General features: G+C 37.4%; 15 protein-coding genes. 4 read left to right on the forward strand and 11 right to left on the reverse strand.

Features of this window, described 5'->3' with window-relative positions:
* The first annotated feature begins 52 nt into the window (after positions 1–52).
* Both ACNQFZ_RS05255 and ACNQFZ_RS05260 read left to right on the forward strand, forming a co-directional pair.
* Positions 53–940, forward strand: coding sequence for a ClpXP adapter SpxH family protein (locus ACNQFZ_RS05255; protein ID WP_458414299.1), 888 nt, complete (start codon positions 53–55; stop codon positions 938–940).
* 309 nt (positions 941–1,249) lie between these two features.
* Complete coding sequence (locus ACNQFZ_RS05260) at positions 1,250–1,465, forward strand: hypothetical protein (RefSeq protein WP_458414300.1); 216 nt, start codon at positions 1,250–1,252, stop codon at positions 1,463–1,465.
* A gap of 54 nt (positions 1,466–1,519) precedes the next feature.
* Here the strand turns inward: ACNQFZ_RS05260 and pepF are convergent, their stop codons facing one another.
* The 5 genes from pepF to mecA form a co-directional block, all read right to left on the reverse strand.
* The gene (gene pepF / locus ACNQFZ_RS05265) at positions 1,520–3,340 is read right to left on the reverse strand and encodes an oligoendopeptidase F (RefSeq protein ID WP_458414301.1); all 1,821 of its coding nucleotides are present in this window, start codon (positions 3,338–3,340) and stop codon (positions 1,520–1,522) included.
* A 159-nt stretch (positions 3,341–3,499) separates the two neighbouring features.
* On the reverse strand, positions 3,500–4,795 hold the full coding sequence (hcp, locus tag ACNQFZ_RS05270) for a hydroxylamine reductase (RefSeq protein ID WP_458414302.1): 1,296 nt from the start codon (positions 4,793–4,795) through the stop codon (positions 3,500–3,502).
* 188 nt (positions 4,796–4,983) lie between these two features.
* Positions 4,984–6,165: a competence protein CoiA gene (locus ACNQFZ_RS05275; RefSeq protein ID WP_458414303.1), complete on the reverse strand. Its 1,182-nt coding sequence runs from the start codon at positions 6,163–6,165 to the stop codon at positions 4,984–4,986.
* A 71-nt stretch (positions 6,166–6,236) separates the two neighbouring features.
* Entirely contained in the window at positions 6,237–7,751 is a 1,515-nt protein-coding gene (gene cls / locus ACNQFZ_RS05280) for a cardiolipin synthase (protein WP_458414304.1), read from the reverse strand.
* 110 nt (positions 7,752–7,861) lie between these two features.
* Entirely contained in the window at positions 7,862–8,554 is a 693-nt protein-coding gene (gene mecA, locus ACNQFZ_RS05285) for an adaptor protein MecA (RefSeq protein ID WP_458414305.1), read from the reverse strand.
* 343 nt (positions 8,555–8,897) lie between these two features.
* Here mecA and ACNQFZ_RS05290 point away from each other — a divergent pair, with 343 nt between their 5' ends.
* Positions 8,898–9,563 (forward strand): TerC family protein, encoded by a 666-nt coding sequence (locus tag ACNQFZ_RS05290; RefSeq protein ID WP_458414306.1) that lies wholly within the window; start codon positions 8,898–8,900, stop codon positions 9,561–9,563.
* A 23-nt stretch (positions 9,564–9,586) separates the two neighbouring features.
* Here the strand turns inward: ACNQFZ_RS05290 and spxA are convergent, their stop codons facing one another.
* Positions 9,587–9,982 carry a transcriptional regulator SpxA gene (spxA, locus tag ACNQFZ_RS05295; RefSeq protein WP_458414307.1) on the reverse strand — a complete coding sequence of 132 codons (396 nt, stop codon included), beginning with the start codon at positions 9,980–9,982 and terminating at the stop codon, positions 9,587–9,589.
* A gap of 339 nt (positions 9,983–10,321) precedes the next feature.
* On the opposite strand from spxA, the gene ACNQFZ_RS05300 reads away from it, so the two are divergent.
* Positions 10,322–10,504 carry a hypothetical protein gene (locus ACNQFZ_RS05300; protein WP_458414308.1) on the forward strand — a complete coding sequence of 61 codons (183 nt, stop codon included), beginning with the start codon at positions 10,322–10,324 and terminating at the stop codon, positions 10,502–10,504.
* 49 nt (positions 10,505–10,553) lie between these two features.
* On the opposite strand, the gene ACNQFZ_RS05305 is transcribed toward ACNQFZ_RS05300, so the two are convergent.
* The 5 genes from ACNQFZ_RS05305 to opp3b all read right to left on the reverse strand — a co-directional run bounded on the left by ACNQFZ_RS05305 (position 10,554) and on the right by opp3b (position 15,975).
* Positions 10,554–11,813, reverse strand: a complete 1,260-nt coding sequence (locus ACNQFZ_RS05305) for a putative glycoside hydrolase (RefSeq protein ID WP_458414309.1) — start codon at positions 11,811–11,813, stop codon at positions 10,554–10,556.
* 173 nt (positions 11,814–11,986) lie between these two features.
* The gene (locus tag ACNQFZ_RS05310) at positions 11,987–13,000 is read right to left on the reverse strand and encodes an ABC transporter ATP-binding protein (protein ID WP_458414310.1); all 1,014 of its coding nucleotides are present in this window, start codon (positions 12,998–13,000) and stop codon (positions 11,987–11,989) included.
* Entirely contained in the window at positions 13,000–14,016 is a 1,017-nt protein-coding gene (locus ACNQFZ_RS05315) for an ABC transporter ATP-binding protein (RefSeq protein WP_458414311.1), read from the reverse strand. Before ACNQFZ_RS05315 ends, ACNQFZ_RS05310 begins: the two co-directional genes overlap by 1 nt.
* A 13-nt stretch (positions 14,017–14,029) precedes the next feature.
* Entirely contained in the window at positions 14,030–15,046 is a 1,017-nt protein-coding gene (gene opp3C / locus ACNQFZ_RS05320; RefSeq protein WP_458414312.1) for an oligopeptide ABC transporter permease, read from the reverse strand.
* The gene (gene opp3b / locus ACNQFZ_RS05325; protein WP_458414313.1) at positions 15,046–15,975 is read right to left on the reverse strand and encodes an oligopeptide ABC transporter permease; all 930 of its coding nucleotides are present in this window, start codon (positions 15,973–15,975) and stop codon (positions 15,046–15,048) included. The genes opp3C and opp3b overlap by 1 nt, the downstream gene beginning before the upstream one ends.
* Positions 15,976–15,994: the final 19 nt, after the last annotated feature.

A 15,994-nucleotide genomic window follows, 5' to 3' on the forward strand; every position in this document is an offset into this window, starting at 1 on the left:
GTCTCCATTGCTAAAATATAAATATCATTTCCTGAACAGAAAGGAGATATTCATGATTCTGAACGGTTCGGGTACCAGCAACGAAGTCAAAAATAACAGCTGGAAAAATTGTTGTACACAGCAAATAGAAATTTATGTATTTATTGACCCTCTTTGCCCCGAATGCTGGGCATTGGAACCGATGCTTAAAAAGCTGCAAATAGAATATGGTCATAAATTGAGTATTCGCTATGTGTTAACAGGGCGGTTAACGTCTTTAAATATTTCGAAAAAAGCACCTTCTGAACTTGCTAAACTTTGGGAGCGAACAGCTTCTAGATCCGGCATGTCTTGTGATGGTAATGTGTGGTATGAAGATCCAATATCTAAACCAATTAATGCCTCTGTCGCGATTAAAGCTGCTGAACTTCAAGGCAAAAAAGCTGGCTTACGATTCTTAAGAAAACTACAAGAAGTCCTTTTCCTTGAAAAGCAAAACGTCACAAAGAAGGGGATTCTTATAACTATCGCGGAAACAGCAGGGTTGGATGTTTCAGAGTTCAAAAAGGATTTGCTTTCTGAGGCTGCTTGTAAAGCATTTCAGTGTGATCTTAAAATTACTAGAGAAATGGATGTTGAAGACAGTCCCACTCTTGTCTTTTTCAATAATGATGATATTGATGAAGAAGGAATTAAACTTTCCGGATCGTATCCATATGAAATATATGAACAGGTTCTAGAGGAAATCTTACAAAGAAAACCGATTGCCCAGAATCCACCACCGATTGAAGAGTTTTTAGCTCATTTTAAATTTGTGGCCACAAAGGAAATAGCGGTCGTATACAACTTAACCTGTCAAGAAGTAGAAAAAGAAATGAAGAAATTACTTTTAAAACAAAAAGTCGAACGTGTCCCTGTAAAATATGGAACATTTTGGCGTTATTTGGAGAACGATGATTGATTCAACTGTCTATGGTTGATCAATCATTTTTTTTGAATACAAATAAAAAGAAGGTTAGGAGGGATGCCTAACCTTCTTTTTATGTCTCATCGACAGGGGGGTGGGAGAAAGTTTCACGGTCAAACAAAGGGGTTATGTTTGTTTGTGATTAACTTTACAAACTAATAATAACAAGTTTCACTCCCTTTTACAATTCGTTTGTTAAGCATTTCACAAAACTGTCACTTTCTATACTTACTTCGACAAATTTTTGTAAAAAACATGAATGTAAGCAAGACCGCATACCTTTATTGTAAGGAGGTTTCACACATGAATAAATTTCTAATCATCTTTTCACTTCTGTTTGTTTTTGCATCTTTTTGTTTTTACCTATTAGGTTTAATGCGAATTGTCCCGCTATTTTATAGTGCCATCCCCATGTTTCTCTCCATCTTCCTTATGGTTCACAGCTGGAATAACCGCAATCGCTTTAGAAGAGTAAAACGGAATTCATTTAAAGATAAAGGGACTGTTTCAAAGGTGTAGAATCCATAGCTACACTTTAAAACAGTCCCTATTTTCATGGACTTATAACAATCCTTATACGTTCAGCAATTGTTCCATTTCCGTTAATTTTTGTTCAAATACTTTTAATGCTTCAGTTATTGGTTCACTTGAAGTCATATCAACCCCGGCATGTTTTAATACCTCAATTGGATAGTCAGAGCTTCCCGCCTTTAAAAATTCCTTTACATAGCGGTTCACTGCAGGCTCGCCTTCCTCCAAAATTTGTTTTGATAGGGCAGCTGCTGCACTAAAACCAGTAGCATATTGATAAACATAATAATTGTAATAAAAATGTGGTATTCTTGCCCATTCCAAGCCGATTTCTTCATCAACAACAATTTCATTACCATAGTATTTCTTATTTAAATCATAATACAATGATGTTAGTAATTCAGACGTCAACGCTTCACCCTCACGCGCCTTTTCATGAATAAGATGCTCAAATTCGGCAAACATCGTTTGACGGAATACTGTTCCACGAAAACCTTCTAAGTAATGGTTTAGAATATAAAGCTTCTTCTGCTTATCCTCTTCATTTTTTAGCATATAATCATTGAGCAGAGCTTCGTTGCATGTAGAAGCAACTTCAGCAACAAAGATTGAATAGTTTGCATACGGATAAGGCTGGTTGTTTCTTGTATAGTAGCTGTGGACTGAATGGCCTAATTCATGTGCCAATGTAAAGACATTATTCACATTATCCTGCCAATTTAACAGAATATACGGATTTGTTCCGAACGCTCCTGAAGAATAAGCGCCACTTCTCTTTCCTTGGTTCTCATGGACATCAATCCAACGGTTATCAAATGCTTCCTGGAGGATATTTTGGTATTCCTCACCCATTGGTGCCAAACCTTCTTTAACCATTTCCTTTGCTTCTTGATAAGGAATTTCCATTTTTACATCCTTCACTAATGGTGTATAAAGATCATACATATGAAGCTCATCAACACCAAGGACTTTTTTCCGTAAAGCTACGTAACGATGTAATAATGGCAAATGATTATTTATAGTCTCAACTAATGTATCATAAACGCTTTCGGGAATATTATTCCCATCTAAAGCAGCCTCGCGCGCGGACTTATAATGGCGGACACGGGCATAAAAATTATCCTTCTTAACGTTTCCGCTTAAGGTGCTCGCAAAGGTATTTTTGAATTTACCGTATGTATCATACACGGCTTTAAAGGCCTCTTCACGGACACGACGGTCTGAGCTTTCCAGAAAACGAGTAAAGCGGCCATGAGTAACCTCTACCTCTTCCCCATTTTCATCCTTAATGATTGGGAACTTCAAATCAGCATTATTTAGCATTCCAAAGGTTGTGCCGGCACTCCCCATTACTTCGGAAGCCTGAGCAAGGATAGCCTCTTCACTTGCAGTTAGTACATGTGGACGGCTGCGGTTTAGTTCATCTAAAATATGTTCATAAAGCTTTAATTCTTTATGTTCCTTTATAAAACCTTTAATTTTTGCTTCATCCATCGCTAAAATCTCTGGGTCCATGAAGGAAAAACTGCTCGCAGCTTGGGTATATAAATTTTCTGCACGGTCATGTAATCCTTGATAGCAGGAATTCGTTGTATCCTGATCGTAGCGCATATGGGCATACGTATATAACTTTTCAATTCTTTTTGATATTTCATATTGTATATCTAATGCTTTATATAAAGTATCAGCTGATTCTGCGAGTTTTCCTTGATATTCTCCTATAGATGGAATCATTTCTTTGATTGCTTTGAATTCCTTCTCCCAATCATCATCTGTAGGGAAAATATCTTCTAATCGCCATGTATCTTCGGTTGGTATTTCACTGCGTTTTGGTAATGCTTTCGGTTTTGCTTGTTCAGTCATAATCATACCTCCATATGAAAAAATTTCCTATATTATTAGTATATCATTCGGGGGCAAAAATAAAACTTCTTATACTGATAACCATTAAAGCATAAACTTATTAGTACAAAAAAAGCACTCTAGCAAGTAAAGTGCTTTTTTCATCTTATATTATAGCTATTAACAACTTAATGCCATCATGGCTTCCATATCTTCTTGTGCGTTTCCAATCAGTTGTAAACCAAAGGTATTGACTAATACATCAAGGACACCTTCATTAATAAAAGCTGGAGCCTTTGGTCCAATGCGGATATCTTTAATTCCTAAGCTGAAAAGCCCTAGTAAAATGGCAACAGCTTTTTGTTCGAACCATGAGAGAACAATACTTACAGGAAGATCATTCACTTCGCAGCCGAAGGCATCGGCTAATGCAAGGGCAATTTTCACTGTTGACCCAGAGTTATTACATTGTCCTAAATCTATATAGCGCGGAATTTCCGTTCCAGGGACAAAACCATAGTCGACGTCGTTAAATCGGAACTTTCCACAGGATGTTGTTAAAATAACAGTTTCTTTTGGCAGTGATGTAGCTAATTCACGATAGTATTCTCCACCCTTCCCAGGTGCATCACAGCCTGCAAGTACAAAAAAGCGCTTGATTTTACCATCTTTTACAGCCTGGATTACTTCTGGTGCCAATCCGATGACCGTTTCATGATGGAAGCCCGTTACTAATGTTTCTTCTGATTCAATATTTGCTTCCGGTAATTCCAGCGCCTTTTCTATTAATGGGCTGAAATCATCATTTATGATTTTGGCAACATTCTCTAATCCTGCAACTTCATAAGTCCACATTCTATCTGCATACGTACCTTTAATTGGCATTACACAGTTTGTAGTTGCAAGTATTGCTCCAGGGAATTCTTCGAATAAACGGCGCTGGTCGTACCAAGCCTTTCCTATGTTTCCTTTTAAGTGGCTGTACTTTTTAAGTTGTGGATATCCGTGTGCTGGCAACATTTCGGAGTGTGTATAGACGTTGATGCCTTTGCCGGCTGTTTGTTTTAATAATTCCTCTAAAGCAAATAGATTATGCCCCGTTACAACGATTGACTTACCTTCAATTTTGTTCTGAGAAACACGAACTGGTTCTGGAACGCCTAATCGTTTAACATGGGCCTGATCAAGCACATCCATTATTCTTACAGCTGCTTGACCAACCTGCATCGCCATCTCGATATGCTCCTCAACGTTAAAGTTTGAGTTTGTTAGTGTCATGTATAATGCTTCATGTGTAATCCGATCCACAAACTCATCTATGTAACCTAATTGTCTGGCATGAGTCCGATAGGCTGCAATTCCTTTCAGACCAAAAATGATTATATCCTGTAAGCTTGCGATGGTTTCATCCTTTCCACATACTCCTACAACTGTACAGCCGCCTGGTGCGACCTGCATACATTGGTGACAATACATAATTACACACTCCCTTTTAACATTTCTTTCATATTTACCAGCATTACCGTGATTAATATCACTTGTGACATTAATCACAATTGTTATCATATAGGATGTTAAAGGGTTGCGGTGTGATTTGAATCACACTTTTCCAATAGTTCAAAATATTGACACATCCACCATTATTTTCAAAATATACCCACTGTTTATGGTATTAACCTCAAAAGTACTGCCCGATCAAGTTCACATGCTTGATCAATATTTTCCGGTATAGTAAGATCAGCAGTCTTGCGAAAGGTAGATTTCCTTTCTGTATCTTTTGCTACTATTCCAAGCCTTGCTAATTGCTGCAAATACTCCATGATGGCAAATGAATAATGACTATCTTTTAATGAGGGAAGTTGCCTCAAAGTAAAAAAACCTTTTTGCACCTGCATCTTAAAACCTTGATAAATGTCCTGAAAGGTAATCCTCTCCCCAATTTTTAGCGGGATAATAAATTTTAGCAATATCCAGCCTTGCCACAGCATGGGCCCGGTTTTCAACCAAATCATGGATCTTACAGGAATTCCCGCTTCACCTGGTAAGAAACATAGTGGAATCCCATTTTCATAAAATAATCTTTTATAAGAATCATCGATATACAAATAGGTAATTGACCGAAAGCGTCTCTTCATCGCAAGCCAAGACTTTTTATTAGGATAGTTTTCTGTATCTCTAGAAGTGATTAGCATAGGAAAGGATAGATTATTTGGATCATAAAACTCGGTAACAGCAGAGAATGTATTAGAAGCAAATGGTATGAGCGCTTTTGTAATACAGAAACGATTTGTGGAAGGACAATAGTAAATCATGCGTAGATTATTGGTGGAAATGGAATTTGCCATAAGCAAATCAAAGGATGAAATTTTTATAGTATCAACAGAACTCTTTTTTAAGCGATTTCCGCCTAATATCCATAAGGGAATAATGTTTTCGCGAAGATAGGAAGTTGTTCTTTTCATAAGGAGGCTTGCATCAATCGTTGAGCATTGAAATTCTATTGCAAAATCTTGATTCTGCCAAGTTACATAAAGGTCAGGCCTTTGTTTACTTTTCGGAAGATATTTTTCTACTTCAACATTAATGCCTTGTTTTTGAAGCCATTCATAAAGCTGAATTTTCCCTTTCAAATGGTACTCGGATTCATTTTCCAGCTGTGCTTCACAATTCAACTTAGAAATATGGGCAAAATGCCATATTCGTTTTTCTCCGGTCTTGACTCGAACTTTTTCATGGCAGGCTGGACAAAGTAATGTTTCCTTTTGGGTAAGCTGTTGTAACTCATGTTTTTCCCAATTTCCAAGCAGTGAGACCGTACGGCCACTTTCCGTAATTGCGGTTAACAAAAAAAACACCCCTTTCTGTCTATTTATTTTCGACAAAAGGAGTGATTTTCCTGCTTATATCCATATTTTTATTATAATAATGGTGAAAATAATCGGGCTGTAGACTCATGCAATCGTTGGAGGATTGGCCGGTTTTGATGTTCTTCAAGTGAAATCTCCTTTGAACTTTCGATATCCGTAAGAAAATCTTGAACAAGCGTCTCTGTACTTTTTGTTTTATATAGAAAAGCGTTTACTTCAAAATTCAAATGAAAGCTTCTCATATCCATGTTTGACGTACCGATAGAGGCGAGCTCCTGATCGACGATAATGACCTTGCTATGCAGAAACCCATTGCTGTATTCATAAACCTTCACTCCAGCCTCCAAAAGCTCTCTATAATAGGACTTTGAAGCATAAAAAACAAGTTTTTTATCGGGTTTACTTGGCAGAATTACCCTAACATCCATCCCTGATAAAGCAGCAACTCTTAATGCAGATAAGATATCATCATCAGGTATAAAATAAGGAGATTCAATCCAAATTGATTTTTCCGCCGAAGTGATCATCGCAAAAAAGACATTTTTTATAACATTCCAATTATTGTCAGGTCCACCTGATAATAATTGCACACCACCAAATTCCTCATCGAGGGCAAGCTCTGGGGATAGGTAAATGGGCGTTAGCAATGTAACACCCATCGTGTAGTACCAGTCCTGTAAAAAAATAACCTGCAGGCTTCTAACAGCTTCACCGCTTACATAAAGATGTGTATCACGCCAAAAACCGAAATATTCATTTTTACCTAAATACTCATCACCGATATTTAACCCCCCGACAAAGCCAATATTTCCATCAACGATACAAATTTTGCGGTGATTCCGGAAGTTAATTTGATTGTTCAGGCCCGGTAGTCTCACCGGAGAAAATGGCTCTATTTCTACACCTACTGTTTTTAATTCATTTATATAATTTTTAGATAGCTTCCATGAGCCAACTGCATCATATAGAAAACGAACCTCAACACCGGCTTTTGCTTTTTCTATTAAAACTTCTTTAATATCATTGCCAATCGCATCATCACGGACAATATAAAATTCAAGATGAATATGGTGTTTTGCTTGTTTCATTGCTTCTAAAATAGCCTTAAAGGTTGCCTCTCCGTTTGTTAATACCTTTGTCTCGGTATAAAATGAAATCGGGCTTTTCCCTAACCGATGGGCCAGGCGAAATAAGTTTTTCTGATGGTCACCCATCTTGTTTAATTCCTTCTCATTGATGGGGCGATTACCCTCAATTTTGGAAAAAGCTTGCTCATCCAGCCAGGCTTTTTTTTCGAATTTCTTCCGTTCACGACGATAGTTTTGACCAAATAACAAATAAAAAATAAAGCCAAAAATCGGAAAAACAGCTAAAACAACCATCCAGGCAATCGTTCCACGCGGATTGCGATTTTCTAAAAATATAAAAAAACCTATGAATAATGCTGAAATTGAAATCAAAATACTAAAGCTTCCTACTAACCAGCCTTCCCAGTAATTATGGGTAAGTACCAGTATTACTGTTAATCCGATAATAAAAATTACAATCTGTAGCCTCTTTTTCATAAGAAACTCCTTCAAACATATTTCCAATAAATTATATCGAAGTTTCATAAATTTTCCCACTTATAACTATAGTACTAAAAAAGGTTTCACATAAAGTGAAACCTTCTGCATTACTTTAATAGAAAATGCTGTTTTATTTGCTGTAAAGCATTGCTTTCCATTACTAATTTTCCATATTCATGGACGCGATGGATTGACAATCTCGACTCAAATCCAAATTCAAGGATTTGGCACAAAATATCGTCTTCAACTTCCTCAACTAATTGATCCTCATCGAATCCTATATATAAATAGTATTTACCTTCAAAAAAATACAAGCTGCTATGAAGGCCATCCCCGTCGATATTGTGACTTAAACTGATGACATCTTCAAAATCATGGAATCCAATAAGAAAATAAATCGCTTCCTCATTATCATCATCATCATCTGCAAATGGATAGGCTTCATAATGCTCATTATCTTGATTTGCTTCGTCTAATAATACATTAAGATTCTTTTCCACTGGTAGATCAATATGTTTATCATTTCCAATCGGCAATTCAAGCTTTTGTCCATCCATTGAAACCTGCGCTTTCGTTACTACAATTTCCAAACCCTTATCAAGTGCTTGAACTTGAATCCATAAAGGTCCTTCTATTGCGAAGTCTTCGCTATTGTTAACTTCATCCATCATTTCCCAAAACAATTCTTCACTACGCTCACGGTTATACCAAATTTCTTCTCGATCAAATCCTCGATCCTCAATGTCACGATAAGTTACATAAAACTTTACTGTATACTCGTTAATTCTTTCGATTTCCATAATTCTCTCTCCCTTCTGTTCAGTTTTTTTGAAGGGACTACCTAACCCCCGAGCTACTGCTCTAAAAAATGATAGTTATAAAAACAACATGCCCAATTTTACATAGAAGTAACCTTGTACTTCTATTTTATGATAAAACGAACAATAAGGGAAATAAAAAATGCTAAATAAGTAAAAAGAGGCTTTCACCTTATATATATGTATCCAAACAGCATTAAGAATGTCTTGGACAATGGTAAGCGCTTTTCTTGACTGTGCCTCCTAAATGTCTTATATTGAATTTTGGACATCTTATAAAAATTATAGTTGTTTTAAATAAAGACAAACGAGGGAGGCTTTTTTTTTGGATTTAGAACTTATTACACAAGTACTTATAATCATTGGGATTGATGTTGTACTTGGAGGGGACAATGCCATTGTTATAGCGCTTGCCTGCCGTAATCTACCTGTTGGGAAACGAAATAAAGCTATTTTTCTCGGGACTGGACTAGCAATCATCGTTAGGATTCTTTTGACAATACTCGCTGTATACTTATTAATGATCCCTTATCTCCAACTTGCCGGTGGTATATTCCTCCTTTATATTGCCTACAATTTACTTACTGATGAAGGCAATGATGATGACAAAATTAGAAGTGGTGCTACACTTTTCCAAGCAGTGCGAACGATTGTTGTAGCTGACGTTGTTATGGGCTTTGATAATGTACTAGCTGTTGCCGGCGCTGCTGGGGGAAGAATTTATTTAGTAGTTATTGGCCTTTTAATTTCTATTCCTATAATTGTTTGGGGTAGTAAAATTATCCTAAAATTCATGGAGCGCTTTCCAATTATTATCTACATAGGAGCTGGTATCCTTGGCTTAACAGCTGGTAAGATGATCGCCCATGAAGAACGAATTCAACCTCTCTTAGAATCGTATCAATATTCTCACTATATTATTCCAATTCTTACAATTGTCATTGTCCTTTTAGCGGGTGCTATTAAAAAAACTTCTACGAAACATGCGTAGAAGTTTTTTTGTACTTCAACTTTTTAATTCACTAAACGCTGGGCTTCCTGTAGTTGGAATGTACGTACCCTTCTTGGTAAAAAGCGACGAATTTCATCTTCATTATAACCTACTTGTAGACGTTTCTCGTCAACCATAATTGGACGTCGCAACAAGCCCGGATTTTCACTGATAAGCTTGAAAAGATCCTGCAATGGCATTGTCTCCAAATCAACATCAAGCTCTTGAAAAATCTTTGACCTAGTTGAGATTATTTCATCCGTTCCATTCTCAGTCATTCTCAAGATTTGCTTCGCTTCCTCAATTGTTAATGGTTCAGTAAAAATATTTCTCTCTTTATACGGGATTTCATGTTCCTCCAACCATGCCTTTGCTTTACGGCAGGATGTACAGCTTGGTGATGTGAATAATGTAACCATTAGGGCTCACTCCAATCATATTCTAAACTTTTTATCTAAACACTGACTATTACTTTAAAATTATTTTAATTTTAGTTTAGTACCATTATACATTAAATCGTATAAGAAATATATAGTTTTTAAAATAATTGTTTAATTTTTCTATACAATTTTATATACGATTCCAAACCGATTTAGTTTCAAAAAAAACAAAAAAAGTTTCAAATATTCATTTCCCTTTATAAATTAAAATGAAACCTTTAATTTTAACCAATATTTACAAAATAATTAAGCCTCTTTTCTTTTATGTAAAGATTTTATAGAATAGTAAGTAAGGACAGAAAATATGGGGGTAATGATTTGGTAGGATACTTTATTGACTTTATCATCGTTGCAGCTTTAATTGTTGGTATTACTGCTCTAAACGGTCACATCACACATTTTATTGGATATCGTTTATTCGGGGGCAGCAGAAGAGACTTGCATGCTGACCAAACTCACCAAACACAAGTTGGTTGGAAGTTAGTTGGCGGTAAAAAATAAAATAAAAAGAAGGCGGTTATTTGCCGCCTTCTTTTTATTTTGCGCATTCCTATTTTTCTAATGGCGTATAATCCACACCCGTTGTATACGTGTTGCCTGCATCCCATAATAAGAATTCCTTAATGCCATTCTCATTTAACGCTTTAATTTGCGCCTCAACTTCATTTTTGCCATAGTTTAAATAATTGCCTTTTCCTAAATAAGAGGCCGTAAAATCCTGGATCCACGGTCTTGAAATTGGACGATTTTTTAAGGTATTCAGCTTTTCATTTTCAACCTTTGTATATTCAGTGACTAAACGGTATGGCTGTAAATCAGGCTTAGTAATACCAAAATAAGAAGTCCAATGGCTAGGATAAATCATTGCAGAAATAACATCAACATTAGCAGCAATTTTCGTAAAGTTTTGGCCAATGCCGGGAGCTTCAGGTAATGTTGTCGTATAGCCAAAAATATCTACAGAAATTTTAACATCATATGGCTTTAATTGTTCCCTTGCATAGGCAACAAAGTCGGTTACAGCCTGGACGCGCTTCCCGGTATCATCTATATTGCTATTTTTATATTCCCCCATGCTGTATGTTAAGATTTTGTCCCGTTTCTCAAATCCTTCTGGAAAGCGGACATAGTCAAACTGAATCTCTTTAAATCCTAACTTCGCTGCATCCTTTGCAATTTGAATATTATGTTCCCATACTTCTTTTAAAAAAGGATTTACAAAGGATTCATTCCGACCATTTCTCCAAACAGTGCCATTATTTAAAAAGGAAAGTTCCGGCCTTTGTCTGGCCCAAACGGTGTCTTTAAAAACAACGATCCTCGCAATTGGATAGATTTGTTTTTTTTCAAAAAGCGCTAATAGCTCACGCGGATTACTAATATAAGGCTTTCCAATTGATGTTAGGGGTGAAGTGGCTTCAGGCTGATAGGTAAGATTTCCCCAGTCATCTTTAATATCGATTACAACCGAATTTAAATCAGTATAGTCCATTAAGTTCATGATTCCAGCAAAGTTTTTTCCGGATGAAGAAAGAGTTTTCGAAGTGCCACTGTGGTAGTTAAGATAACTTTTGTACCCTCCAGCCGTATGTGCCGTCATATAAACGCCTCTGACACCATCTGGGTATGAAAATGACAAACCAGAATCATATTTAAATCTTGGTGAGGCTAGTGGCAGTTCTACTTGTCTTATATTGGTAAGCTTCTTTGCATGATAATTGGCCAAGAGCTTCTCTTCTGCAGCGTAAGTGGTATTTGATAATATAATACCGAATGTGAAAAACAAAAGTAAAAAAGATGTAATTTTCATTTCTCCCGCTCGACTCCCCATTTTGTTTTAACTTCATTCATTATAGGTCATTTTTTGACATGAAACATCAGCTTTTGACACATTTCACTCATCTTTTTTCCCAATTGAAAAGCCAGCTGAAACGATTAGACAGCTGGCTCTCGGTTACTAAATTATATTCACTTCATGTACACTTATTCTTTTTGCGTTTCTAAATCTTCTCTTCCATATAGATGACAGGCTACCCAATGATTATCGTTTGCCTCCACCCAAGGGGGCTCCTCCATCTTACATATGCTACTGACAATTGGACAACGAGTATGAAAGCGGCAGCCCTTTGGAGGGCCCGTCGGGCTTGGAATCAGACCCTCTAAAATGATTCTTTCCTTTACACGTTCCCTTTTAGGATCTGGAATTGGAATCGATGAAAGCAATGCTTTTGTATAAGGATGCAGAGGTTCTTCGTACAATTGGTCACTTTGAGCCAATTCAACAAGACCTCCCAAATACATCACACCAATACGATCACTTATAAATTTAACCATGGATAAATCATGGGCAATAAATAAATATGTTAATTGTCGCTTTTCTTGGAGCTCCTGCAAGAGGTTCACGATTTGGGCCTGTATCGAAACGTCCAATGCCGAGATTGGTTCATCTGCAATAATAAACGCCGGCTCTACTGCTAAAGCGCGGGCAATTCCGACTCGCTGTCTCTGCCCACCGGAAAACTCATGGGGAAACCTCGTGACATAGTCACGATTTAAGCCAACAATGTCTAAAAGGTTCAATACCTTATCCATTCGCTCTTCGTTGCTTTTGGCCAAACCATGGATATCAATCCCTTCTGCGATGATATCTGCTACTGTCATCCGCGGGTTTAACGAGGCGTAAGGATCTTGAAAAATCATTTGCATGTTGCGCCTAAGTTGTCTCAACTCTCGTTTTGATTTCTTTTCATGAATATTTTCCCCTTCGTAAAAAGCCGCACCAGAGGTTGCTTCATAAAGGCGAATGATTGTCCGTCCTGTCGTAGATTTTCCACAACCTGATTCACCTACTAACCCCAACGTCTCACCTTTCCTAATTGCAAATGAAACATTATGAACAGCCTGTAGTACTTGGTTTTTGCCTATATTAAAATATTTTGTTAAGTTTTTAACCTCTATTAATATTTCATTTTTTACTTTTTCTCTTTTCCCACCCATTAAAACAGCCCCCCACTTGCATCTATAAGCGGCACTACCTTTGGGGCCCTCTCATCCTGAAGCCAGCATACAGAATAACCAGTCGAAGAAAACTTCGCAACCTTTGGCATGTGATGCAAACAAACAGCCATCTTATAAGAACAACGTGGTGCAAATAAACATCCTTGTGATGATGATACGAGATCCGGTGGTGTCCCAGGGATATTGTAAAGCTCGCCTTTTTTTGTGGTCAACCTTGGCATTGAAGAAAGTAACCCCCATGTATATGGATGTTTTGGTTTATAAAAAATTTCATCAACCGACCCTGTCTCCACGATTTTACCGGCATACATGACAGCAACTCTATCTGCTATATTGGCTACAACACCAAGGTCATGCGTAATAAAGATGATGGCAGTCTTTATTTTCACTTGGATTTCCTTCATTAAATCAAGAATTTGAGCTTGGATCGTTGCATCTAATGCCGTTGTTGGTTCATCAGCAATCAACACTTTTGGGTTGCAGGCTAAAGCGATGGCAATAACAATACGCTGTCTCATTCCTCCTGAAAATTGATGCGGATATTGCTTCATTCGAACTTCCGGATTTGGTATCCCTACAAGCCTTAATAATTCAATAACCCTGAGCATCGCTTCCGCCTTACTTACCTTTTTTTGCTTCATTATTCCTTCAGCAATTTGTGTTCCAATCGTCATCGTCGGATTAATTGATGTAAAAGGGTCTTGGAAAATCATCGAAATTTCCACACCACGAACAGCCTGCATTTCTTTTTCTTTAACCTTCAATAAGTCCTTCTTTTTATAGTAAATCTCACCATTTACAATCTGTCCTGGTGGGGTTGGAATGAGACGCATAATAGCTTTTGAGGTAACAGACTTTCCGGAGCCGGATTCACCGACAATTGCAAGGGTTTCGCCTTCATTTACATAGAAATTTACACCGCGGACCGCCTTAATCTCACCGGAATTTGTAGAAAAACAGACATGTAGATTTTTTACTTCTAAAATCGGCGCCATTTACAACATCCTCCTATCTGCGCATTCGCGGATCAAATGCATCGCGTAATCCATCACCAAGCAAATTGAAACTAATCATAATTAAACTAATAACAATAGAGGAAATCGCAATCATATGTGGAAATATTCGCATTGTCTTAAAGCCATCATTCACCAAAGTTCCAAGTGAAGCGGTTGGTGGTCGTAATCCCAACCCTACAAAACTTAAAAAAGCTTCTGTAAAGATAGCGCTAGGTATTGTAAACATCGTTGTAATAATAATAGCGCCTGCTGTATTAGGGATTAAATGTTTCCATAATAACCTTGTATCACTTGCCCCTAATGTCTTTGCCGCAAGTACAAATTCCTGATCTTTTAATTTCAAAATCTGGCCGCGGACAATTCGAGCCATTCCGACCCAGCCTGTTATGACCATTGCTAAGGTTATGGATAATATGCCAGGTTGTAAGATGAGAATTAATAAAATCACAATAATTAAATTTGGGATGCCGACCAAAATTTCAACCACTCTTTGCATCGCATTATCAATTCGACCTCCATAAAAAGCTGAAATCCCTCCATAAAGAACACCAATCAAGAGGTCAATCAGAGCCGCCAAAAACGCAATATAAAGGGATATCCTCGTACCATGCCAAATTCTCGTCCATAAATCACGACCTAACGTATCCGTTCCAAACCAGTAATAGTCTTCAATTCTTTTTTTCTTATATTGATCAATCCCCCGAATATCATGACCGTTAAAGCCTAAAAACGGGATATTTTCCAAAACCGGAATTTTAGGTGGTAAATTTGCTCGTCGTAAATCTTGCTCGGTATGGGAATGACTGCTTATAAAAGGACCAAGTAATGCGAAGAAAATGATGGTACTAATCATAATAAGGCCAAATAGTGCCCCTTTGTTTTTCTTTAATCTTAACCAGGCGTCCTGCCTGAATGTAAGACTTTTCTTATCAACCTGTTCATTTGCACATTTCTCGATTGTAACCGGATGAAACAAATCGCTTGTGATTGTTTGATTTTCTATACTCATTATTCTTTACTACCTCCAGCTAGACGAATCCTAGGATCAACGACGCAGTATAATATATCTACAATAAAGACGATGGCAATAAATAGCGCAGCATAGAATAATGTTGTGCCCATCACGACTGGAAAATCATTGGTCATGATTGATAATACAAATTGTTCGCCAAGACCTGGTACACCAAAAATTTTTTCGATAACTAAAGAACCTGTCATAATATTAACCGTAAGCGGCCCGAGAATCGTAAGAACAGGAATTAAAGCATTGCGGAGCGCGTGTTTAAAAACAATGACACCTTGACCAATTCCCTTTGCCTTGGCGGTCATTATATAGTCTTGCCCTAAGACTTCCAACATCTCTGTTCTCACAAACCTGGCAACTTGGGCAATGACAAAGACAGAAAGAGAAATGGTTGGTAAAATTGAATATTCATAACTCTCCCAAAAAGCAGCGGGGAACAGCTTCCACTTCACACTAAGCCAGTACTGCAATAAACCTGCCAAAACAAAGGACGGAATTGATATACCAATAATAGCAATCACCATTGCTCCATAATCAACGATTGTATTATGACGAATGGCACTAATCACACCTAGCAAGAGTCCTACAACCGTGCCAAGAAGCAAGGCCTGCCCGCCCAAAAAAGCAGACACCGGAATTCGTTCACCAATTATTTTTGCTACCGGTCGACCATCAAATTGAAACGAGACACCAAGATCGCCTTTACATAAATTTGCTATGTAAATAAGGTACTGAATAGCCACCGGCTTATCCAAACCATAACGCTGATTCATTAATTCAATCTGTGCTTCTGTTAACTTTTCATCATTAAAAGGCGACCCCGGCAAGGTTTGCATTAGAAAAAAAGTAAGTGTGGCAATAAATAAAAATGTAATCACCATATAGATGAATCGGCCAAGTAAATAGCGAAGCAACTTTACCACCACCGTTTTA

The sequence above is a fragment of the Schinkia acidoalkalinis genome (genome assembly GCF_054301215.1).